Source organism: Streptomyces sp. NBC_01463, assembly GCA_036227345.1.
GTDB lineage: Bacteria > Actinomycetota > Actinomycetes > Streptomycetales > Streptomycetaceae > Streptomyces.
This window is the reverse complement of sequence record CP109468.1, coordinates 473,616-495,524: the sequence shown is the minus strand read 5'-3', so window position 1 is coordinate 495,524 and position 21,909 is coordinate 473,616. Positions and strand designations below refer to the sequence as shown.

Sequence of the window (21,909 nt, the reverse complement as noted above, 5' to 3'; positions counted from 1 at the left end):
CTCCCTCAGGCATCCGCCACCGAGTCGAACTGCACCTCGTCGCGTCCCACACCCTGCGCGTCCGCGTCCACCGAGCGCCGCAGCGCCTCATGGAGCTTCGCCGGGGTCAGCACTCCGAGGAAGCGCGCCCCGTCCAGCACCGCCACCCACCCGGCGTCGTGCTGGAGCATCTCGCTGAACGCCTGCTTGAGCGGGGCGCCCACCGGCACCCACGCGTCCATCCGGCGGGCCAGTTCAGCCACCGTCCCGTGCTCCCCGGCGATCCGCAGCGCGTCCGCCGACACCCAGCCGTGGAGCTCGCCGTCCCCGTTGAGCACCACCGCCCACCGCGAGCCGGCGGTGCCGAGCCGGGCGGCCGCCGCATCGGCCCGCTCGTCGAGCCGGGCCACCGGCGGCTCCTCCAGGTCGTGGGGTTCGATCGTCGTGACGGAGAGCCTCTTCAGCCCGCGGTCGGCGCCGACGAACTGGGCCACGTACGGGGTCGCGGGGGAGCCGAGCACCGTTCCCGGCCGGTCGAACTGCTCGATGCGCCCCTCCCCGTACACCGCGATCCGGTCGCCCATCCGCACCGCCTCCTCGATGTCGTGGGTGACCATCAGGACCGTTTTCCTGACCGTGGCCTGCAGGCTCAGGAACTCGTTCTGCAGCCGCTCCCGGACGACCGGGTCCACCGCGCCGAACGGTTCGTCCATCAGCAGCACCGGCGGGTCCGCGGCCAACGCGCGGGCCACCCCGACGCGCTGACGCTGGCCGCCGGAGAGCTGGGCGGGATAGCGGGAGCCGTACGTCCCGGGGTCCAGGCCCACCAGATCCAGCAGCTCGGCCGCGCGCGCCCGGGCCCGGGACCGCTTCCAGCCGACGAGGGCCGGGACCGTCGCGGTGTTGTCGAGGACCGTCCGGTGCGGGAAGAGACCCACCTGCTGGATGACGTAGCCGATGCGGCGCCGCAGCTTCACCGGGTCGGTCTTCGAGATGTCCTCGCCGTCCACCAGGATCCGGCCCGAGGTCGGCTCGATCAGCCGGTTCACCATCATCATCGTGGTGGTCTTGCCGCAGCCCGAAGGGCCGACCAGGGTGACCAGTTCCCCCTCGGCGACCTCGAAGGACAGCTCGTGGACCGCGGTCGTGCCGTCCGGATAGACCTTGCCGACCTGCTCGAACCGGATCATGACTGCACGGTAGGAGCCGGGCGGGTCCGCCGCACACGGGCCGGGACTGTCCGGGTCACGGCGGTGTGCTGAACTGTCCGGGAACCAGCGATCCAGGAGTCCCCTTGAACAGCTACCGCCAGCCCGGCCTCGTCCTCACCGACCGTCACTTCACCGTGCCGCTCGACCACACCGACCCCGGCGGTGAGCAGATCGAGGTCTTCGGCCGCGAGGTGGTGGCCGCCTCCCGGGCCGCCGAGCAGCTGCCGTGGCTGGTGTACCTGGAGGGCGGCCCCGGATTCGGCGCCCGGCGCTTCACCGGCGCGGAGGCGTGGCTGGGGCGGGCGGTGCGGGAGTTCCGGGTGCTGCTCCTGGACCAGCGCGGCACCGGACTGTCCACCCCGGCCAACCGGCAGACCCTGCCGCTGCGCGGCGGACCGCGCGAGCAGGCCGACTACCTCGCGCACTTCCGGTCCGACAGCATCGTGCGCGACTGCGAACTGATCCGTCCGCAGCTGACCGGCGGCGCGCCCTGGACCGTCCTCGGCCAGTCATTCGGCGGCTTCTGCGCGGTCCGCTATCTGTCGGCCGCGCCCGAAGGCCTCGACGCCGTGCTGATCACCGGTGGCCTGCCCTCCCTCGACGCCCACGCGGACGACGTCTACCGGGCCGCGTACCCGAGGATCGAGCGGAAGGTCGCCGCGCACTACGCCCGCTACCCGCAGGACGTCGGGCGCGCCCGGGAGATCACCGCTCACCTCACGGAGCACCGCCCCGAGAGCGGCGGCCACCGGCTGACGCCCGAGGGGTTCCAGTCCCTCGGCATCCTGCTCGGCGGGGGCAGCGGCAGCCACCAGCTGCACTACCTGCTGGAGAACGCCTTCGTCGCCACCCCGCACGGCACCGAGCTCTCCGACACCTTCCAGGAGGCCATGCGCTCGGCCGGCTCGTTCGCGGGTCACCCGCTGTACGCGCTCCTGCACGAGGCCATCTACGGCCAGGACGAGCGCCCCACCGGCTGGGCCGCCGAACGGGTCCGTGCCGAGTTCCCGCAGTTCGACGCGGCGGCCGCCCTGAAGGGCGACGGCCCGGTGCTGTTCACCGGCGAGAGCATCCACCCCTGGCACTTCGAGGTCGACCCGGCGCTGCGCCCGCTGCGCGAGACGGCCGAACTGCTCGCCACCCGCGGCGACTGGGAGCCGTTGTACGACACCGAGCGGCTGGCCGCCAACGAGGTTCCGGTGGCCGCCGCCGTCTACCACGACGACATGTACGTCGACACCGCGCACGCGCTGCGGACCGCCGGTGCGATCCGCGGGCTGCGCACCTGGGTGACCGACGAGTTCGAGCACGACGGACTGCGCGCGGGCGGGCCGCGCGTGCTGGACCGGCTGCTCGCGCTGGTCCGCGAGGAGGTCTGAGCCCGCCGGAGCGGGCGGGAGCCGGGCCGCACCCGGATCCCGCCCGTGCGGCTCAGCCCTGGAGGGCGTCGAGCGTCGCGTCGAGGTTCGACGCCGAGTGCGGCGCACGGTTGTGCGGGAGCTTCGACAGGACAGCCGCCATGCCGCAGGTGTTGGTCACCGCGGAGAAGACGAGACCGGAGCCGATGCCGGCGGACAGCCAGCGCGCGGCCGGGTAGCGCACACCCGCCAGCAGACCGGCCACCACGAGGGAGCCGGCCGCGAGCCGCACCTGGCGCTCCATCGGCCAGGTGCCCCGCGCACCGTCCGGGCGGTCGAGGCCATGGCCCTCGCCCTCCCACGCGGAGGTGCCGCCGGAGAGCGTGGCGGCGTCGATGTCCGCCGCGGACAGGATGTCGCAGGCCCGGGTGGAGCGGACGCCGGAGGCGCACACCACCAGCAGGGCGCCGCGGGCCGAGGCGGACTTGAGGGCGGGCACCGCCTCGGAGAGCCGGTCGAGCGGGATGTTCAGAGCGCCGGGGACGTGCCCGGCGGCGTACTCGCCGGGGGCGCGCACATCGATCACGGTGAACTCCGCGAGACGGGCGGCGGCCTGGGCGGGGGAGAGGGATACGGGGCTGGTCACTGGCAGTGATTCCTTTCGTTCACCGGGTGTGAGGCGGAGACTCGGTCTCTCCTGCCCCGGAGGGGATAGAATACCCCTTGGGGTATTAAAAGGAGGATGTGTGGAACTCGACATGGCCGCCGATGAGCTCAAATCGGTGCTCAATCGTCTGCGCCGCGCACAGGGTCAGCTGACCGGAATCATCAGGATGATCGAGGAGGGGCGGGACTGCGAGGACGTCATCACGCAGATGGCGGCCGTTTCGCGCGCCCTGGACCGGGCCGGCTTCGCGATCATCGCGACCGGACTGCAGCACTGCCTGGCCGACGGCGGCACCGATCCCGCGGACCGGGACCAGATGCGCGCCCGGCTGGAGAAACTCTTCCTCTCGCTCGCCTGAACGGGCGGCACCGGGCATCCGTCGTTGCGAGCGCCGCGCGGGGGCCGGCCGGTTAGCCTGCCGACATGACCGAGCAGCTGAAGCCCATGCCCGCCGACTGGCAGCGCGCCCTCGCCGTCGTCGCCCACCCCGACGACCTGGAGTACGGCTGCGCGGCGGCCGTCGCCGGCTGGACCGACGGCGGGCGTGACGTCACCTATCTCCTGGCCACCCGGGGCGAGGCCGGGATCGACACGCTCGAACCGGAGCGGTGCGCACCGCTGCGCGAACAGGAGCAGCGCGCGAGCGCGGCCGTCGTCGGGGTCCCGCGGGTGGAGTTCCTGGACCACCGGGACGGGGTGATCGAGTACGGCACCGGCCTGCGCCGCGACATCGCGGCGGCCATCCGCCGGCACCGGCCCGAGCTGGTGATCACACTCAACCACCGGGACACCTGGGGCGGCGTCGCCTGGAACACCCCCGACCACCGCGCGGTCGGCCGGGCCACCCTGGACGCCGCCGGTGACGCCGGGAACCGCTGGATCTTCCCGGAGCTGACCGGGCAGGGGCTCGAACCGTGGGACGGCGTGCGGTGGGTGGCCGTCGCCGGATCGTCCACGCCCACCCACGCGGTCGACGCGACCGAAGGCCTCGAACGCTCCGTGCAGTCGCTCCTGGCGCACCGCACGTACATCGAGGTCCTCACCGACGAGGATCCCGAGGCGTACTGCCGCACCTTCCTGACGGGCAACGCGCAGGCGTCCGCGGAGCGGTTCGGCGGCCGGCCGGCCGTCACCTTCGAGCTCTTCGCGCGCTGAGCCCGGACGGACCCTGGTCCGTTGCCGGGGTGCGGCCGTACGCTGTTCCGCACACCGGTATCTGACGAGTCGTCAGTCCATGGAAGGGGCGGCGGTGCTCGACACGCTCGACCACGACATCCCACCGGGCCAGGAGCGGATCACGCTCCGGACCGAGAACGGCGTCGGTGTGCTGACGCTCTGCCGGCCGGACCAGCTCAACGGCTGGAGCTGGGAGTCCAGCCGGCAGCTCGGCATCATGGCCGACCGGCTGCGGTTCGACGACTCGGTCCGGGCGGTCCTGCTGAGGGGCGAGGGCCGGGCCTTCTGCGCCGGGATCGATGTCACCGCGCCCGGGGGCGGCATCACGGGCCGTTCGCCCGCCGAGCGGACCCAGCGCTACTACGAGGGCATCCGCTGGGCGCACGAGCGCTTCGCCGCGTTCGCCGGGCTGCCGCAGCCGGTGATCGCCGCCGTACAGGGCTACTGCCTCGGCTTCGGCTTCGAACTCGCCCTCATGGCGGACATCCGGATCGCCGCGGACGACGCCGTGTTCGCGCTGCCGGAGGCCGGGATCGGGGTGGCGGTCGACGCGGGCGGTGACATGCGGATCGCCCGGGAGGCGGGCGCGGGCTGGGCGAAGTACCTGGCCCTGACCGGCCGCCGGATCGACGCGGCGACGGCCGAGCGGATCGGACTGCTCCAGGCCGTCACACCGCCCGGTGAGCTGGAGCGCACCGCACGGTCCGTGGCCGAGGCCGTGGCGGGCAACGCGCCGCTTGCCGTGCGCCACATCAAGCGTTCCGTCGACGCCTTCGCGGATGCGGGGCTCGGCGAGGCGCTCGACCGTACGGCCCTGGCCGCGGCGCTCACCCTCACCTCGCAGGACGCGGCCGAGGGCTATGCCGCCAAGGCGGCCCGCCGCCCGGCGCACTTCGAGGGAACCTGAACCGGTGCCGCGGTTCACGGACCCTCCGCGACGCCATCCCCTCGGCTGCCCGGCGGGGGCCCGTCACCGTCGGGCAGGGTGAACGGGCCGCGGCCCAGCTGCTCGCGCACCGGTACCACGGGCGGGGTCACCAGCGAGCGCCGCTGCCAGTTCGCCCCGTCGACCACCAGCGAATGACCGGAGACGAACGCGGCGTACGGCGAGGCCAGGAACGTCGCCGCCCAGCCCAGCTCGCGGGGCAGTCCCACCCGGAGCGCGGGCTGCCGCCCGTCCAGCTCCCGGGCCCCGCCGTCCTCCGCCCCGGCCCGGTCCAGGTTGGCGCGGATGTTCTCGTGCATGTCCTCGTGCGGCATCAGCCCGGGCACCAGCCCGTTGACGCGGATCCCGTACGGACCCCACTCCACGGCAAGGGTCTCGACCAGGTTCTTCACGCCGGCCTTCGCGGCCGCCGAGTGGGCGTACCCGGGACCGCCCGTCCACGCGTACGAGGCGCCGACGCAGATGATCGACCCCGCGGTCCCGGCCGCCAGATGGCGCCGCCCGAACTCCCGGGTCATGAACCAGGTGCCGGTCAGCGTGATGTCGAGCACCGCCCGCCAGGCGTTCGGTGACAGATCCTCCGCGGGTGAGGGGAAGTTGGCCGCCGCGTTGTTGACGAGCACGTCGGGCGGACCCGTCTCCGCCTCGGCGGCGTCGAAGATCTCCGTGATCCTCTCCGGGTCCCGGATGTCGCCCGGGACGGTCAGGACGCGACCGCCGGTCAGCGCTGCCAGCTCCTCCCGGGCGGCGGCCAGCCGTCCGGGGTTCCGGCCGACGATCACCAGGTCCGCCCCCAGCCGGGCGAACTCGGCCGCGATCGCCTTGCCGAGCCCCGAGCCGCCGCCGGTCACCAGGACGACGCTCCCGTCGTACGTGCCGGCCGGTAACGCGCTCGCGCCCAAGGGGGGCGGAGCGGGGAGTCCGCGGGTGTGCACGCTCTCCGTCATGGCTGCATGAATACAGTCTCCGACGACAAAAGACCAGGTCCACGCACTGATGTTGTCCAGACCATTGACATGCCAGCGCCAGACTGTTGAATTCAGTGTCGTTGTGTTGCGCGACTCTGGTGACTTGAGTGACCAATGGAGGATCTGTGACGCCTCGCCCACCCCGCCTCACCGCACTCGCCGCGGCGGCCGCTCTGCTCGCCGGCGGTCTGCTGACCACCGTGCCGTCCGCCCAGGCGGCCGGTGGCAGCCCGGCCGGCCCCTCGGCCAAGGCCCGGGAAACCCCGGCCATCACCCCGACCCCGCAGTCCGTGAAGAACCGGACGGACCGGATCGTGATCACTCCCACCGTCACCCTGGTCACCGGGGCGACGCCCGACGGGCCGACGCTCGACGTGGTGGAGACGGCCCTGCGCAAGGCCGGCGCACGGCACGTCGTCCGCGCCACACGGCCGGCCCGCAACGGCCTGAACGTCTACATCGGCGACCCCGGCGCCCTCGCCGCCCAGAAGCTCGAAGGGCCGTCGGAGCTGCCCGCCGACGGATACGTCCTCGGTATCGGGGCGGACCGCATCGTCCTCGCGGGCAAGGACGCCACCGGCACCTTCTACGCCGCCCAGACCCTGCGCCAGGTGCTGCCGCAGCGGAAGCAGCCGGGCGGCAAGGTCGCCGGACTCGCGGTGCGCGACTGGCCGGGAACCGCGCTGCGCGGTGTCATCGAGGGCTTCTACGGCACTCCGTGGTCCCACGAGGCCCGCCTCGACCAGCTGGACTACTACGGCGAGCACAAGATGAACATCTACGTGTACTCGCCCAAGGACGACGCCTACCTCCGCGAGAAGTGGCGTGATCCCTACCCCGCCGAGCAGCTGGCCCAGATCAAGGAGCTCGCGGACGAGTCGGTCGAGCAGCACGTCGACTTCACCTACGCGCTCTCGCCCGGTCTTTCGGTCTGCTACAGCTCCGACGAGGACGCCGAGGCGCTCGTGGCCAAGTTCCAGACGATCTGGGACATCGGCGTCCGCACCTTCGCCGTGCCGCTGGACGACATCAGCTACACCGACTGGAACTGCGACGCCGACAAGGCGAAGTGGGGGACCGGCGGCGGTGCGGCCGGCGCCGCGCAGGCGTACCTGCTGAACCGGGTCAACAAGGAGTTCATCGCCACCCATCCCGGTGCCGAACCGCTCCAGATGGTGCCCACCGAGTACTACGACGTGACCCCGTCCCCGTACAAGACGGCTCTCTCCCAGCAGCTGGACCCGGACGTGGTCGTCGAGTGGACCGGTGTCGGAGTGGTCGCCCCGACCATGACGGTCGCTCAGGCCGACGCCGCCCGCGAGGTGTTCGGGCACCCGATCCTGACCTGGGACAACTACCCGGTCAACGACTACGCGACCGACCGCCTGCTGCTCGGTCCGTTCAACGGCCGCGAGAAGGGGCTCCCCGGCCGGCTGGCCGGGATCACCGCCAACCCGATGATCCAGCCGTACGCCTCGAAGCTGTCGCTGTACACCGTCGCGGACTACGCCTGGAACGACGCGGCGTACGACCCGCGCACCTCGTGGGGGAGGGGGCTCAAGGAGTACGCGGGCGGCGACCCGCGTACGGAGCGGGCGCTGCGCGCCTTCGCCGACGCCAACTACAGCTCGGCGCTCAACAAGGAAAAGGCGCCGGAACTCGCCGCGGAGTTCGCCCGGTACTGGAAGTCCGGTGACGCCAGGCGCCTCACCTCGGTGCTCACCGACCTGGGCGCCGCCCCGGCCCGGCTGCGGTCCGGCCTTCCGGACCGGGGCTTCGCCGAGGACGCCGGCCCCTGGCTGGACGCCACCGAGGCCTGGGCCTCCGCGTCGGGCACCGCCCTGCGCATGGTCGAGGCGGCCAGGGCCGGGGACGGCGCCCGGGCCTGGGAGCTCCGTCAGCAACTGCCCGCACAGGTCGAGCACGCCACGTCGTTCACGTACACCGGTCTGGACGGCCGCAAGGTGCCGGTCCACGTCGGTGACGGGACGCTGGACGGGTTCGTCGACGCGGCCACCGCCGAGTACGACCGGATCCTCGGCGTGAGCGGCCGGCCCACCGCGTCGACGAACCTCGGCACCTACCAGAGCAACACCGTCGCCCGCGTCCTCGACGGCGACGACTCCACCTACTTCTGGAGCGACGGGGCACCCGCCGCGGGCGACCAGCTCACCGTCGACCTCGGCGAGGCCAGGGACATCGGCCAGGTCACCCTCGCCATGGCCAAGCCGGGCAGCACGGACGACTACCTCCACGCGGGGGTGCTGGAGTACTCGGCGGACGGGCAGAACTGGACCACGCTCACCGAGTTCTCCGAGAAGCCGGACGTCACCGCGACCGTGCCCGCCGGCACCGAGGCCCGCTATGTCCGGGCCCGCGCGACCGCCGGACAGGGCAGCTGGGTCGTCGTCCGCGAGTTCACCGTCGCGACCACGGACGGTGAGATCACGGGCAACCCGCCCGCCGCCGCCGGATCCGCGCTGCGCTCGGCCGCCGACGGCGACCCGGGCAGCGTGTACAGCGCCGCGCGGGCACCCGAGGCCGGCGAATCGCTCCAGGTGGATCTCGTCGCCGCGCGCCCGGTCGGCTCCGTCACGGTTCTCCGGCCGGACGGTCCCGGGGCGGCGGCCGACATCCAGCTGCGGGGCGCGGACGGGAGCTGGCAGACCGTCGGCGCGCTCGACGGCCCGTACACGCGGGTCGGCACGGCCGGCCGGACCGCCGACGCGGTGCGTCTCCTCTGGAGCACCGGCTCGGCGGCGCCCCGGATCGCGGAGGTCGTGATCGGGAAGTAGGAGCCTCGTTCCACCGTGCGCCCGGCGCCGCCGCACCTTCCGGGGCGGGGCCGGGCGCACAGCCGTGCCGGGTCCGGCCGAATCGGTGGGCACGGATTGTTCCCACAGCGGCAAGCGACCGCTTAGTATGCCCGGGAGCAGTGGTAATGCCGACAGTGTTGTGGAGGCCCCTCATGCAGGCATGGCGAGTGCACCGGAACGGCGAGCCGAGCGAGGTGATGCGGCTCGAAGAGACGGACCGGCCGACGCCCGGCGACGGGCAGGTGCTCATCGAGGTGCTCGCGGCGAACATAAACTTCCCCGACGCGCTGCTCTGCCGCGGCCAGTACCAGGTGCGGCCTCCGCTGCCCTTCACCCCGGGTGTGGAGATTTGCGGCCGGACCGAGGACGGGCGCCGGGTGCTCGCCACCCCCGCCCTGCCGCACGGGGGGTTCGCCCAGTACGTCGTCGCCGACGAGGCGGCGCTGCTGCCGGCACCCGAGGCCCTGGACGACGCCGAGGCGGCGGCCCTGCACATCGGCTACCAGACCGGCTGGTTCGGCCTGCACCGCAGGGCGCACCTCCAGGCCGGTGAGACGCTGCTCGTCCACGCGGCAGCCGGAGGCGTCGGAAGCGCGGCCGTCCAGCTGGGGAAGGCCGCGGGCGCCACCGTCATCGGTGTCGTCGGCGGAGCCGAGAAGGCCAAGACCGCCACCGAACTCGGCTGCGACCTGGTCATCGACCGGCGCACCGAGGACATCGTCGCCGCGGTCAAGGAGTTCACCGGCGGCCGCGGCGCCGACGTCGTGTACGACCCCGTCGGCGGCGACGCGTACGCCAAGTCGGTGAAGTGCATCGCCTTCGAGGGCCGGGTGATCGTCGTCGGCTTCGCCAGCGGTGTCATCCCCACCCCGGGGCTCAACCACGCCCTGGTGAAGAACTACTCGGTCCTCGGACTGCACTGGGGGCTGTACAACACCAAGGACCCGCAAGCGGTCCGGGACTGCCACGACGAGCTCACCCGGCTCGCCGCCGAGGGCGTCATCAAGCCGCTCGTCAGCGAGCGGGTCGCGATGGACGGGGCGGCGGCCGCCGTGCAGCGCGTCGCCGACGGCACCAGCACCGGCCGCATCGTCGTCCTCCCGTCAGGAGCCGCCCGATGACCGCCCCCGACGCGGCCGAACTGCGCCGCCTCACCCGCGAACTGCTGGCCGCGCACCCCCCGGCCAGCACGGACCGCACCGACTTCCTCAAGGCGCGCTTCGACGCCGGACTCGCCTGGGTGCACTACCCGGCCGGGCTGGGCGGGCTCGACGCGCCGCGCTCCCTGCAGCCCGTCGTCGACGCCGAACTCGCCGCGGCGGACGCGCCGGACAACGACCCGCGCCGCATCGGCATCGGCCTGGGCATGGCCGCCCCGACCGTCCTCGGCTTCGGCACCGACGAGCAGAAGCAGCGCTTCCTGCGCCCCCTGTGGGTCGGCGAGGAGGTGTGGTGCCAGCTCTTCAGCGAGCCGGGCGCCGGCTCCGACCTGGCCGCCCTCGGCACACGTGCCGTGCGCGACGGCGAGCACTGGGTGGTCGACGGCCAGAAGGTATGGACGTCCAGCGCCCATGTGGCGCGCTGGGCGATCCTCATCGCCCGCACCGACCCGGACGTGCCCAAGCACCGCGGCATCAGCTACTTCATCTGCGACATGACCGACCCCGGCGTCGAGGTGCGGCCGCTGCGCCAGATCACCGGCGAGGCGGAGTTCAACGAGGTCTTCCTCACCGGAGTACGCATCCCCGACAGCCGCAGGCTCGGCCCGGTCGGTGAGGGCTGGAAGGTCGCGCAGACGACGCTCATGAACGAGCGCGTCTCCATCGGCGGATCCCGCATCCCGCGCGAGGGCGGCATGATCGGCCCGGTCTCCCGGACCTGGCGCGAACGCCCCGAACTGCGCACCCACGACCTGCACCAGCGCCTGCTGACCCTCTGGGTCGAGGCCGAGGTCGCCCGGCTCGCGGGCGAACGGCTGCGCCAGCAGCTCGTCGCCGGACAGCCCGGCCCCGAGGGCTCCGGCATGAAACTGGCCTTCGCCCGCCTCAACCAGGAGATCAGCGGCCTCGAAGTCGAACTCCTCGGCGACGAGGGGCTGCTGTACAGCGACTGGACCATGCGCCGCCCCGACCTCGTCGACTTCACCGGCCGCGACGCCGGCTACCGCTACCTCCGCTCCAAGGGCAACTCCATCGAGGGCGGCACCAGCGAGGTACTGCTCAACATCGTCGCCGAACGGGTGCTCGGTCTGCCCTCCGAGCCGCGCAACGACAAGGACGTCGCCTGGAAGGACCTCTCCCGATGACCGCACAGCCCGCCACGAGCCGGACACCCGATCTGCTGTACTCGGAGGCCGAGGAGGATCTGCGGGCAGCGGTCCGCGCGCTGCTCGCCGACCGGGCCGACGCGCCGACGGTCATCGCCGGCACCGAGTCCGACACGCCGTACGACGCGCAGCTCTGGAAGGCCCTCGCCGCCGACATCGGCGCCGCAGGGCTGCTGGTGCCCGAGAAGTTCGGCGGACAGGGGGCCGGTCACCGCGAGGCCGCCGTCGTCATCGAGGAACTCGGCCGCAGCGTCGCCCCCGCGCCCTACCTGACCAGCTCCGTCGTCGCCACCGAGACGCTCCTGGCGCTCGGCGCCGAGGAAGGACCGGTGGCGGAACTCCTCGCCGGCCTCGCGGCGGGCCGCAAGGTCGCGGTGCTCGCCGTCCCCTTCTCCGCCTCGGCGTCCGGCACGCCGGTGGTGACCGCTGCCCTGGACGGAACACTCGGTCCGGTCGCCGACGCGGCCGCCGCCGACGTGTTCCTGGTGCCCACCACCGACGGCCTGTACGCGGTCGCCGCGGACGCGCCCGGTGTCGCCGTCCAGCCGCTCGTCCCGCTCGACCTCACCCGCCCGCTCGCCACGGTCACCCTGAGCGGGGCCACCGGAACGCTGCTCGCGGACGCCGGCGCGGCGCGGGCCGCGGTGGACCGGGGGCTGCTGGCCGGTGCCGGACTGCTCGCCTCCGAACAGCTCGGACTCGCCGAGTGGTGCCTGACCGAGACGGTCCGCCACACCCGGGAGCGGCACCAGTTCAACCGGCCGATCGGCTCCTTCCAGTCGCTCAAGCACCGGATGGCGCAGCTCTGGCTGGAGGTCGTATCGGCCCGGGCCGCGGCACGCAACGCCGCCGACGCGCTGGCGACGGGCAGCCCCGACACGCCGTTGGCCGTGGCCGTCGCGCAGGCGTACTGCTCCAGGGTCGCCGTCCACGCGGCGGAGGAGTGCGTCCAGTTGCACGGCGGCATCGGGATGACCTGGGAGCACCCCGCGCATCTGTACCTGAAGCGCGCCAAGGCCGACGCGACCGCCTTCGGTACGGCGGGCCGTCACCGCGAGACCGTCGCCGGCCTGATGGAGCTCCCGGCGCCGTAACACCCGCCAGGACCCGGAGCGGGGGTACGTGCGGCAGGCGCACGTACCCCCGCTCCGGCATGTCCGGGAACCGTGCGGACGTATCCCCGCTCCGGCACGTGCGGGACAGGTGCACATGCATCCCCGCTCCGTCGTGCCCGCGTCACGCGCGGGCGGCAGGACCGATCCCTGCGGATACGGCCAAGGCGGGTGGAACGCGGGCCGAAGAACGGGCGGCGAACGAGACAACTCTCCTCGTCCGCACACCCGTTGAGGCGTGAGGCTTCCATACTCGGTCGCGTCCGCCCGTCCGGCACGCCTCGCAACCGGGAGATTCCATGGCGTTCCCCACCCGCCGCCGCGTCGTCACCACCGCACTGGCCACCGCGGCCGCAGGCACCCTCCTGCCACTCCAGAGGGCCACCGCGAACGAAGCGCCCGCCACCGCCCCGCGTGCCCGGGGCCCGCGCCCCCTGCCCCGCGCGCACGCGCACAACGACTATCTGCACCCCCGCCCGCTCCACGACGCACTGGCCCGGGGATTCACCAGCGTCGAGGCGGACATCTTCCTCGTGGACGGCGAACTGCTGGTCGCCCACGAGGCCACCGGCCTCGACCCCGCCCGCACCCTCTCCGCGCTCTACCTCGACCCGCTCCTCGCCCGGGTCCGGGCCCACCACGGGACCGTGTTCCCCGGCGACCGCACACCGGTGCAGCTGCTGATCGACATCAAGACGGACGGCGCGGCCGCCTACGCGGAACTGGACCGCCAACTGCGCCGCCACCGGCAGATGCTGACCTCCTTCTCCGGCGACCGGGTACGGCCCGGAGCTGTGACCGCCGTCGTCTCCGGCGACCGGGCTGCCCGTCCCCCGATGGAGGCCCAGCGCACCCGGTACGCCTTCTACGACGGCCGCTTGGAGGACCTCGGCACGGCGGCCACCGCCTCGTTCGTCCCGCTCATCAGCAGCAGCTGGACCGGGACCTTCGGCTGGCTGGGCGCCGGGCCGATTCCGCCCGCCGAACGGGACGCGCTGCGCGCGATCACCGCCGCCGCGCACCGGGCGGGGCAGCGGGTGCGGTTCTGGGCCACGCCCGATGTCCCGGGACCCGAACGCGAGGCGCTCTGGGCCGAGCTCCTGGCGGCCGGGGTGGACCATCTCAACAGCGACGACCTCACAGGTCTCGCCCGCTTCCTGCGTACCCACGACCGGAACGCACGGTAGACGCAGGTCGTACCCGTTTGGCGTACACGCCAGTGCGCCGGATGGCTCCTCCACTACGCCAAACTGACGGCGAATGCCGCAATTCCGGCGCGGCGGAGGAGGTTGGCCATGGCCATTTCGATCTCACTGGTGCTGCTTCTGCTGATCCTGGCGGTGATCTTCCTCCGCAGCGGCGGACTGAAGGTCTCGCACGCGCTGGTGTGCGCCCTGCTCGGGTTCTTCCTGGCGGGCACGAGCATGGCCCCCACCATCCAGGAGGGCCTCACCGCCACGGCCGACGTCGTCAGCAGCATCAGGCCCTGACCGGACGCCGGGACCGAACCGGGTGCGCAAACGCGCAGGACCGGTCCCGGACCGCACCGAGACATGATCATTACGGTCGGCCCGGTGCACCATGCGGTCTCCCGGGGTCCGCGGGCCCGCCGGTGTGCGACGGTCGGGTGGGGCGCGGAGCCGGGCCGGACCGCTGCCCCGCCCGGCGCGGGAACCGCCACCGGGTGCCGCACCGAGCCGGGCCCGGAGAGCGCAGCCATGTCATTTCCTCCTCCGGGACGCGATCCGGGCGCCGTTCACCACGAGCACTGCCACAGCGGCCGCTGCTGCCGGTGCCAGCAACGGCCCTGGACGAAGGCCGTCGGCGGTGAACGCCTCTGCGGGCTGTGCGCGTCCTGCTGCCGGGAGTGCGGCCGGGCGCCCGCCCCGCATCTGGACGGACTCGATCACGGACTCTGCGGTGACTGCCGAGGACTGTGCGGGCGCTGCGGAACGCCGCTCCCGGCCGACGGCGACTGCCGGTGCAGACAGTGGCAGCGGCCAGGGGCCGACCCGGTCGGCTATCTCCTGCACGCGCTTCCGCCGCCGCTCGCGCGGGAGTTCACCGGCGGGTATCCGAACGAACTCGTCGCCCTGATCCGGCGGGAACTGGGCCGCCGCAGCCCCGACCAGCTCCTGGACCGGATGGAGCGCCGGTGGAACGCCCGCTGGTCCCACGCGCTCCACGAGAAGGACGAGGACGGGCGCAGGCGGCAGCCGATGGAGATCGCCGAGCGGCTGCTCCGGCCCGGGCGCTGCGACGGGCCGCAGTGCGAGGACGGCCGGCTGCTCGCGGCCGACACCCCGTGTCCGTACTGCGCCCGGCCGCTGCACCGCTTCGTACCCGCCCAGGCGGACCGCGGCACCGCGTCGGACCGGGCCAGGACCACGGCCGCCGCGATCCGGCGCGAGATGCTGGACCGCCGCACCGGCGGGCGGCGTTGAGACGCACCAGAGGCGCCGGGCGTCACGCGGGCAACATTGCACCACCGTGAAGCGTCCATGAAACGCCCTGCATTTCCATGGACACCTCAAGGACCTCGCCCTAGCGTCGGGCGGCGGCGCGACCCCCGCCCCCGACCGAGGAGTCCGATGTCCCCGCTGTCCCCGCTGTCCAGAAGTGGACCCCTGCGCGCACTGGTACTGGCGCTGGCCCTCTGCGCCACGACGCTCATGGTGTCCGGCACACCGGCCGCCGCGGCCGACATACCCCGGGCCCCCGGGCACCGGCTGGTCAGTGACTACGAGGGCGGCCCGGCCACGGCCGTGCCCGTCCCCGGACAGGCCCCGCCCCAGCATCCCTTCCTCGCGCCCAACGGCCGCAGCGGCATGCACGCCGACGCGGCCGGCAGCGGCACCCACCCGTACTCGGGGCCGCTCGGCCGCAGCCCCGAGGTCAGCAGCGAACAGATCGCGCCCCTGGGCGGCGAGTGCGCCACCGCCACCTTCGACGCGGCGGGCCGGCTGATCACGGTGTGCGGCACGTTCACCGGGTTCCTCCTCAAGCTCCTGGACCCGCGCACCCTCGACACCCTCGCCGAGTACGCACTGCCGCAGCGCTCCTCGACCGTCGAGGCCCTCACCCGGCTCGACTTCTCGAAGATCTTCAAGGACACCTCGGGCGGCGCCTACTTCTACCTCGACGACCAGGACCGCGTCGTCCTCGCCGACTCCCGCCAGCACATCCAGCGCATCGCCCACGGACAGGCCGCCGACGGCAGCTGGCACTTCACCGTCGTCGACGACTGGGACCTCACCGCGCAGGTGCCGCACGACTGCGTCAGCTGGACGAACCTCTACCCGAGCGGCACCTGCGACCCCGTCACCTCCGTCATGCCCGACTGGCAGGGCCGCATCTGGTGGGTGACCAGGCTGGGCCGGGTCGGCACGGTCGACCCGCGGACCTCCGCCGTGCGCTTCGTCCAGCTCACCGGCGAGGAGATCCAGAACTCCTTCTCCGTCGCCGAGGACGGCGTCTCCATCGTCACCGACCACGCCCTCTACAGCTTCGCGGCGACGGCCGACGGCACCCCGCACATCCAGTGGCGGCAGACGTACGACCGGGGGACCGGCACCAAACCCGGCTCGGTCAACCAGGGTTCGGGCACCACGCCCGACCTCTTCGGTGACGGGGACGACTACGTCGCCATCACCGACAACGCCGACGACCGGATGAACGTCCTCGTCTACCGCCGGGCCCCGGGCGTCCCCGACGACCAGCGGCTCGTCTGCAAGGTCCCGGTCTTCGGCTCCGGAGCCTCCACCACCGACAACTCCATGATCAGCTGGGGCAACAGCCTCGTCGTCGAGAACAACTACGGCTACGAGAACGTCACCACGCTGCTCCTCGGCCGCAGCGTCGTCGGCGGCGTCGCCCGCATCGACGTTCGGCCCGACGGCAGCGGCTGCGACACGGTCTGGAACAGCGCCGTCCGCTCACCCTCCACGGTGCCCAAGCTCTCCACCGCCAACGGCCTGCTCTACTTCTACGAGAAGCAGCCCAACATCCTCGGCATCGACGCCTGGTACCTCACCGCCGTCGACTACCGCACCGGGCAACGCCGCTGGACGAAACTCACCGGCACCGGACCCTCGTACGACAACAACTGGGCGCCGGTCACCATCGGCCCCGACGGGACGGCGTACGTGGGCGTCTTCAACGGCATCGTGGCGGTCCGCGACACCGGCTGACCCCGTGTCCCGAGCGCGGCCGTCTCCGGACCGACGAAGGGCCCGTACACACGCGTGTACGGGCCCTTCGTCGTCGCGCCGTTACTCCGTGGCCGCTTCGCCCGCCGCGACGTCGGGGCCGGAGTGACCGGTCGGGACCGTGGCCGCCGAGCCCTGCCTGACCGCTTCCACCGCGGCCTCGTGCAGCGTACGGCTGGCTTCCTCCGACGGGCACGGAACGGGGCTGCCCGCCATCGTGAACCAGTCGGCCGCGTCGGTGTACTGCACGGTGATCTGCGCCGTGCCCTCGGCCCATGTGGTGTGCACGGTCAGGTCGCCGGACAGCGGCCCGACCTCTTCGGTGAGCACGCCGCCGTGCCCCGAATATATTCCGCGAGTCGTCCAGGACGCCCAGGTCATGCATCCAGGCTCGCACCAAAGCCCGCGGATCGCGACCCGCGGGCGGCAATTCCCGCGGACGCGGCGCCCCCAGGCCGGGCGCACGCGGCGCGACAGGGAACGGGCGGTGGATTTGAACGAAACTTTTCGCGCGCCCACCCTGCGGTTCCCGCAGGGGCCGATCCCGTTGTCCTGATGCGATCTTGATGACAAATCGTTGATCCCTGGCGCCGTGGCAACGAATTCCGAAGGAAATCTGCTATTGACCTGCGGAACGCGTCGGTATTGCATGACGCGCTGGGAGCACCGGAACCATCCAGCACACCCCGTCCGGAGGCGATACCGCTCCCGCGCTCAGAGACCGCACCTGTTGATCGGAACCCGACTCGATGACCGACACGCTCAGCGCTCCACAGGCGCTCGCCCCCGCGACCGGCCCCACCCCGCAGAAGCTCAAGCGTTCCATCGGCGTCGTCGGAGGGACCCTGCTCACGCTCTCCTGCGTGACTCCCGCCTCCACCCTCTTCGTGGTGGTGCCCGACCTGTTCTCCAGCCTCGGCACCTACACCGCGCTCACCATCGGCATCGGCTCGCTCCTCTGTATCGCGGTGGCGTTCTGCTACTCGGAACTGGGCACCCTCATCCCCAGCGCCGGCGGCGAGTACGCCATGGTGTCGACGATGGCGGGCAGGCTTGCGGGCTGGCTCGTGTTCGTGCTCTCCCTGCTCGTCGTGATGATCGTGCCGCCGGTCATCGCCATGGGGACCGCCGACTACCTGGCGCCGCTCGTGCACATCCCGGCCTCCGTCGCCGGGGCGGGCGTCATGCTGCTCGCCACCCTCGCGGGCCTCCTCGACCTGCGCGCCAACGCGTGGATCACCGGCATCTTCCTCGTGCTGGAGGTGATCGCCGCCGGTGTGGTCGCCGTCCTCGGGTTCGCCCACTCCGAACGCGGCGCCTCCGCGCTGGTGCACGGCTCGGTCGCCGCCCCCGGCGGCACCAGCTCGACCGTCACCGCGATGATGGTCGTCTCCGGTCTCGCCATCGCCCTCTTCATCACGCAGGGCTTCTCCACGGCCGTCTACCTCTCGGAGGAGCTGGAGAACCCCCGGCGCAACGTCGCCCGCACCGTCCTCGCCACGCTCGCCATCTCGACGGCGGTCATCCTGGTCCCCGTCATCGCCATCACCGTCGGCGCCCCCGACCTCGCGGCCCTGACCTCCGGCGACCTCAGCGGCATGGTCGAGGCCTGGTCCAACTCGGCCGTGGGCACGTTCGTCAGCCTCTGCGTCGCCCTCGCCATCATCAACGCGGGCATCGTCATGGTCATCCAGAACTCCCGGGTGCTGTTCGCCTCCGCCCGCGACAAGGCCTGGCCGGCACCCGTCAACCAGGCACTGTCCCGGCTCGGCCGGTTCGGCTCGCCGTGGGTCGCGACGCTCCTCGTCGGCATTCCGGGCGCCGCCCTCTGCTTCGTCAACCTCGACACCCTGTACGGCGTCACCGGCGTCTCGGTCACCGCGATGTACCTGCTGGTGGCCGTCGCCGCGCTGCTCTGCCGGCGCGGCTCCCACCGCCACGCCCCCGCCTGGCGGATGCCGCTCTGGCCGGCGGTCCCGGTCCTGCTCATCGTCGTCCTCGCCTACATCCTGACCCAGCAGGAGACCGAGTACCTGCTCTGGACCGGCGGGATCACGGCGGTCGCCACGCTCTACTGGGCCCTCTACCTCAGGCCCCGGCGCGCGACCCGGTGGCTGGTCAGCATCCCCGAGGACGAGCAGTCCTGAAGCCGGTTCGTGGTTGATCGGGTGACTCCGGGCGGTGGGACGTCATGCCGGGACGGTGCGGCGGTTAGGCATGCCGGCATGACATGTGAACCCTCACCGAAGAACACCGGCTTCCTCCGTACCCACCGCCTCCGCGCGGCCGGCGCCGCCGGCGTGCTGCTGGCCGCGGCGCTGCTGACCGGCTGCGGCCAGGACAGCGGCGGCACGTCGACGGGCACGGCTACCTCGGAAGCGGCGCGCGCCGTCCCGGAGCGGACGACCACCCCGTCGTCCGGTGCGAGCAAGAGCGCGTCGCCGACTGCCACGCTGACCGAGGACCAGAAGGACCGCAAGACCCTGCTCGGCGCCGCGAAGATCACGTTCGACAAGGCCGTCACCACGGCCGAGGGCGCCGTCGCGGGCAGCAAGGTGATGGAACTCGACCTGCGCGGACCGGGGGAGTCGGACGACGACACCGACCGCGACGAGAGCGCCTCGCCCAGCGCGAGCGCCAGCACGAGCCCGTCCCCGAGCGGCACCAGCGCCTCGCCCAGCGCCTCGCCCAGTGCCTCGCCGGCCGCCACCGGCCCGGAGTGGGTCGCGGTCGTCGTCGCCAAGGACGGCACCGAGCACAACGTCCGCGTCGACGCCGTCTCCGGCAAGGTGATCCAGTCCACCGAGGACCCCGGTCAGGACGCCGAGGAGAAGAGCAAGCTGGCCGACCGGATGGCAGGGGCCAAGCAGACCGCGCAGCAGGCGGCGAAGGCCGCCACGGACAAGAAGAAGGGCACCGTCACCTCCCTCGACCTGGACGACAACGACAAGAACGTCCTGGTCTGGTCCGTGGATGTGGTCGACAAGGCGTGGAACGAGACCACGGTCGGCATCGACGCCGCCACCGGTGCCGTCACCGCCGAGGAGACCGACACCGACTGACCGTCCCCGCAGACCGCACGCACGAATGCCCCCGGTTCGCACGGACCGGGGGCATTCCTCTGCGTGCCGCACCACCCAGGACTCAGAGGGACTTCGCGTGTGCCCCGTCCTCTGCCCCGTCCGCCACCGCCGGCGCGTCGAACTGCGTCCGGTACAGCTCCTCGTACCGGCCGCCCGCAGCCAGCAGCTCCGTGTGGGTCCCGCGCTCGACCACCCGGCCCTCCTCGATGACGAGGATCAGATCGGCCGCCCGAACCGTCGACAGACGGTGGGCGATCACCACCGCGGTGCGTCCCTCCAGCGCCTCGGCCAGAGCCTCCTGCACCGCGGCCTCCGACGTGGAGTCGAGGTGCGCGGTCGCCTCGTCGAGGATCACCACACGCTGGCGGGCCAGCAGCAGCCGGGCGATCGTCAGCCGTTGCCGCTCACCGCCGGAGAGCCGGTAACCGCGCTCGCCCACGACCGTGTCGAGCCCGTCGGGCAGCGAGGCCACCAGACCGTCCAGCCGGGAGCGCCGCAGCGCGTCCCAGATCTCGTCCTCGCCGGCCCCGGGCCTGGCCAGGGTCAGATTGGCGCGCACCGACTCATGGAAGAGGTGCCCGTCCTGGGTGACCATGCCGAGCGTCTCGCGGATCGACTCGGCCGTCAGATCGCGTACGTCCACGCCGCCCAGCCGCACCGCACCCGCATCGGCGTCGTACAGCCGCGGCAGCAGCTGCGCGATCGTCGACTTCCCCGCGCCGGACGAGCCGACCAGCGCGATCATCCGGCCGGGTTCGGCGCGGAAGGAGACCTCGTGCAGGACCTCCGTCCCGCCACGCGAATCGAGCGTAGCGACCTCCTCCAGGGAGGCGAGCGAGACCTTGTCGGCGGAGGGGTAGCCGAACGAGACACCGTCGAACTCGACGGACACCGGACCCTCCGGGACCTTCCGGGCGTCCGGCTTCTCGGCGATCAGCGGCTTCAGGTCCAGGATCTCGAAGACCCGCTCGAAGCTCACCAGCGCGCTCATCACCTCCACCCGGGCACCGGCCAGCGCCGTCAGCGGCGCGTACAGCCGGGTCAGCAGCAGGGCGAGGGAGACGACCGCGCCCGGTTCCAGACTGCCGCGGAGGGCGTAGTAGCCGCCGAGTCCGTAGACCAGCGCCAGCGCCAGCGCGGACACCAGGGTGAGCGCCGTGATGAACGTGGACTGCGCCATGGCCGTACGGATACCGATGTCACGGACCCGGCTCGCTCGGGCGGCGAACTCCGCGGACTCGTCGGCGGGCCGGCCGAAGAGCTTGACGAGCGTGGCACCGGGGGCGGAGAAGCGCTCGGTCATCTGCGTGCCCATCGCGGCGTTGTGAGCGGCCGCCTCGCGCTGCATCCGCGCCATCCGGGAGCCCATCCGGCGGGCGGGTACCACGAAGACCGGCAGCAGGACCAGCGCGAGCAGGGTGATCTGCCACGAGATGGTCAGCATCACCGCCAGGGTCAGCAGCAGCGTCACCAGATTGGAGACCACCCCGGACAGGGTGTTGCTGAACGCCCGCTGCGCCCCGATCACGTCGTTGTTGAGCCGGCTCACCAGGGCGCCGGTCCGGGTCCGGGTGAAGAACGCGACCGGCATCCGCTGGACATGGTCGAAGACCGCGGTCCGCAGGTCCAGGATCAGACCCTCACCGAGCGTCGCCGACAGCAGCCGGGTCAGCAGGCCGAGACCCGCCTCCGCCACCGCGATCACGGCGATCAGCAGCGCGAGCCGGGTCACGGTGCCGCTGTCCTTGCCCTGCACGATCGCGTCGACGACATGGCCGGCCAGCACCGGCGTGGCCACCGCCAGCAGAGCCATCACGATGCTCAGCAGCAGGAAGCGCAGGAGCTGGCGGCGGCGGGGCCGGGCGAAGTCGGCGATCCGGCGCAGGGTGGCCCGGGAGAAGGGTCTGCGGTCCTGTTGGGCGTTCATCGCGCTGTGCAGCGATGACCAAGCGGTGACTTCCATACTCATGCGGTGCCTCCGGGGTGCGAAAAAGCCGACGCGGCTCCCGGTGGCCGGACGCGGACCGGGGGCGCAGACAGAACGCTAGGAGCTCAAGCG

Annotated in this window: 19 protein-coding genes; 14 read left to right on the top strand and 5 right to left on the bottom strand. The window is 72.5% G+C overall.

Annotated elements, in window-relative coordinates:
• Nucleotides 1-5: 5 nt before the first annotated feature.
• A complete protein-coding gene (locus OG521_02215; protein ID WUW19656.1) occupies nt 6-1,169 on the bottom strand; it encodes a betaine/proline/choline family ABC transporter ATP-binding protein in 1,164 nt (387 codons plus the stop codon).
• A 104-nt stretch (nt 1,170-1,273) separates the two neighbouring features.
• On the opposite strand from OG521_02215, the gene OG521_02210 reads away from it, so the two are divergent.
• Entirely contained in the window at nt 1,274-2,569 is a 1,296-nt protein-coding gene (locus tag OG521_02210; GenBank protein ID WUW19655.1) for an alpha/beta hydrolase, read from the top strand.
• Nucleotides 2,570-2,621: 52 nt separating this feature from the next.
• On the opposite strand, the gene OG521_02205 is transcribed toward OG521_02210, so the two are convergent.
• On the bottom strand, nt 2,622-3,194 hold the full coding sequence (locus tag OG521_02205; protein WUW19654.1) for a rhodanese-like domain-containing protein: 573 nt from the start codon (nt 3,192-3,194) through the stop codon (nt 2,622-2,624).
• A gap of 112 nt (nt 3,195-3,306) precedes the next feature.
• Here OG521_02205 and OG521_02200 point away from each other — a divergent pair, with 112 nt between their 5' ends.
• The 3 genes from OG521_02200 to OG521_02190 all read left to right on the top strand — a co-directional run bounded on the left by OG521_02200 (nt 3,307) and on the right by OG521_02190 (nt 5,298).
• Entirely contained in the window at nt 3,307-3,573 is a 267-nt protein-coding gene (locus OG521_02200) for a metal-sensitive transcriptional regulator (GenBank protein WUW26549.1), read from the top strand.
• Nucleotides 3,574-3,638: 65 nt separating this feature from the next.
• Entirely contained in the window at nt 3,639-4,370 is a 732-nt protein-coding gene (locus OG521_02195) for a PIG-L family deacetylase (GenBank protein WUW19653.1), read from the top strand.
• Between the two features lie 79 nt (nt 4,371-4,449).
• Nucleotides 4,450-5,298, top strand: coding sequence for an enoyl-CoA hydratase/isomerase family protein (locus OG521_02190; protein WUW19652.1), 849 nt, complete (start codon nt 4,450-4,452; stop codon nt 5,296-5,298).
• 14 nt (nt 5,299-5,312) lie between these two features.
• On the opposite strand, the gene OG521_02185 is transcribed toward OG521_02190, so the two are convergent.
• A complete protein-coding gene (locus tag OG521_02185; protein ID WUW19651.1) occupies nt 5,313-6,284 on the bottom strand; it encodes an SDR family oxidoreductase in 972 nt (323 codons plus the stop codon).
• Nucleotides 6,285-6,430: 146 nt separating this feature from the next.
• Here OG521_02185 and OG521_02180 point away from each other — a divergent pair, with 146 nt between their 5' ends.
• The 8 genes from OG521_02180 to OG521_02145 all read left to right on the top strand — a co-directional run bounded on the left by OG521_02180 (nt 6,431) and on the right by OG521_02145 (nt 16,749).
• Nucleotides 6,431-9,100, top strand: a complete 2,670-nt coding sequence (locus tag OG521_02180; protein WUW19650.1) for a beta-N-acetylglucosaminidase domain-containing protein — start codon at nt 6,431-6,433, stop codon at nt 9,098-9,100.
• A 173-nt stretch (nt 9,101-9,273) separates the two neighbouring features.
• Nucleotides 9,274-10,242, top strand: coding sequence for an NADPH:quinone oxidoreductase family protein (locus tag OG521_02175; protein WUW19649.1), 969 nt, complete (start codon nt 9,274-9,276; stop codon nt 10,240-10,242).
• A complete protein-coding gene (locus tag OG521_02170; GenBank protein ID WUW19648.1) occupies nt 10,239-11,426 on the top strand; it encodes an acyl-CoA dehydrogenase family protein in 1,188 nt (395 codons plus the stop codon). Before OG521_02175 ends, OG521_02170 begins: the two co-directional genes overlap by 4 nt.
• Nucleotides 11,423-12,541, top strand: coding sequence for an acyl-CoA/acyl-ACP dehydrogenase (locus OG521_02165; protein WUW19647.1), 1,119 nt, complete (start codon nt 11,423-11,425; stop codon nt 12,539-12,541). Before OG521_02170 ends, OG521_02165 begins: the two co-directional genes overlap by 4 nt.
• A gap of 317 nt (nt 12,542-12,858) precedes the next feature.
• Nucleotides 12,859-13,746 (top strand): phosphatidylinositol-specific phospholipase C/glycerophosphodiester phosphodiesterase family protein, encoded by an 888-nt coding sequence (locus tag OG521_02160; protein ID WUW19646.1) that lies wholly within the window; start codon nt 12,859-12,861, stop codon nt 13,744-13,746.
• 108 nt (nt 13,747-13,854) lie between these two features.
• Nucleotides 13,855-14,049 carry a hypothetical protein gene (locus OG521_02155; protein ID WUW19645.1) on the top strand — a complete coding sequence of 65 codons (195 nt, stop codon included), beginning with the start codon at nt 13,855-13,857 and terminating at the stop codon, nt 14,047-14,049.
• A gap of 228 nt (nt 14,050-14,277) precedes the next feature.
• Nucleotides 14,278-15,003: a hypothetical protein gene (locus tag OG521_02150; GenBank protein ID WUW19644.1), complete on the top strand. Its 726-nt coding sequence runs from the start codon at nt 14,278-14,280 to the stop codon at nt 15,001-15,003.
• Nucleotides 15,004-15,231: 228 nt separating this feature from the next.
• Nucleotides 15,232-16,749 (top strand): hypothetical protein, encoded by a 1,518-nt coding sequence (locus tag OG521_02145; GenBank protein ID WUW26548.1) that lies wholly within the window; start codon nt 15,232-15,234, stop codon nt 16,747-16,749.
• Between the two features lie 81 nt (nt 16,750-16,830).
• Here OG521_02145 and OG521_02140 read toward each other — a convergent pair whose 3' ends face one another.
• On the bottom strand, nt 16,831-17,148 hold the full coding sequence (locus tag OG521_02140) for a hypothetical protein (GenBank protein ID WUW19643.1): 318 nt from the start codon (nt 17,146-17,148) through the stop codon (nt 16,831-16,833).
• Between the two features lie 368 nt (nt 17,149-17,516).
• Between OG521_02140 and OG521_02135 the strand changes: the two genes are divergently transcribed.
• The gene (locus OG521_02135; protein WUW19642.1) at nt 17,517-18,914 is read left to right on the top strand and encodes an APC family permease; all 1,398 of its coding nucleotides are present in this window, start codon (nt 17,517-17,519) and stop codon (nt 18,912-18,914) included.
• Nucleotides 18,915-18,992: 78 nt separating this feature from the next.
• A complete protein-coding gene (locus tag OG521_02130) occupies nt 18,993-19,829 on the top strand; it encodes a PepSY domain-containing protein (protein ID WUW19641.1) in 837 nt (278 codons plus the stop codon).
• Between the two features lie 82 nt (nt 19,830-19,911).
• On the opposite strand, the gene OG521_02125 is transcribed toward OG521_02130, so the two are convergent.
• On the bottom strand, nt 19,912-21,819 hold the full coding sequence (locus OG521_02125) for an ABC transporter ATP-binding protein/permease (protein WUW19640.1): 1,908 nt from the start codon (nt 21,817-21,819) through the stop codon (nt 19,912-19,914).
• Between the last annotated feature and the right edge of the window lie 90 nt (nt 21,820-21,909).

Coding starts and splice junctions, on each gene's coding strand:
- OG521_02215 (WUW19656.1), bottom strand. CDS start 1,169: ATGATCCGGTTCGAGCAGGTCGGCAAGGTCTATCCGGACGGCACGACC.
- OG521_02200 (WUW26549.1), top strand. CDS start 3,307: ATGGCCGCCGATGAGCTCAAATCGGTGCTCAATCGTCTGCGCCGCGCA.
- OG521_02195 (WUW19653.1), top strand. CDS start 3,639: ATGACCGAGCAGCTGAAGCCCATGCCCGCCGACTGGCAGCGCGCCCTC.
- OG521_02190 (WUW19652.1), top strand. CDS start 4,450: ATGGAAGGGGCGGCGGTGCTCGACACGCTCGACCACGACATCCCACCG.
- OG521_02185 (WUW19651.1), bottom strand. CDS start 6,284: ATGACGGAGAGCGTGCACACCCGCGGACTCCCCGCTCCGCCCCCCTTG.
- OG521_02175 (WUW19649.1), top strand. CDS start 9,274: ATGCAGGCATGGCGAGTGCACCGGAACGGCGAGCCGAGCGAGGTGATG.
- OG521_02170 (WUW19648.1), top strand. CDS start 10,239: ATGACCGCCCCCGACGCGGCCGAACTGCGCCGCCTCACCCGCGAACTG.
- OG521_02165 (WUW19647.1), top strand. CDS start 11,423: ATGACCGCACAGCCCGCCACGAGCCGGACACCCGATCTGCTGTACTCG.
- OG521_02160 (WUW19646.1), top strand. CDS start 12,859: ATGGCGTTCCCCACCCGCCGCCGCGTCGTCACCACCGCACTGGCCACC.
- OG521_02155 (WUW19645.1), top strand. CDS start 13,855: ATGGCCATTTCGATCTCACTGGTGCTGCTTCTGCTGATCCTGGCGGTG.
- OG521_02150 (WUW19644.1), top strand. CDS start 14,278: ATGTCATTTCCTCCTCCGGGACGCGATCCGGGCGCCGTTCACCACGAG.
- OG521_02145 (WUW26548.1), top strand. CDS start 15,232: ATGGTGTCCGGCACACCGGCCGCCGCGGCCGACATACCCCGGGCCCCC.
- OG521_02140 (WUW19643.1), bottom strand. CDS start 17,148: ATGACCTGGGCGTCCTGGACGACTCGCGGAATATATTCGGGGCACGGC.
- OG521_02135 (WUW19642.1), top strand. CDS start 17,517: ATGACCGACACGCTCAGCGCTCCACAGGCGCTCGCCCCCGCGACCGGC.
- OG521_02130 (WUW19641.1), top strand. CDS start 18,993: ATGACATGTGAACCCTCACCGAAGAACACCGGCTTCCTCCGTACCCAC.
- OG521_02125 (WUW19640.1), bottom strand. CDS start 21,819: ATGAGTATGGAAGTCACCGCTTGGTCATCGCTGCACAGCGCGATGAAC.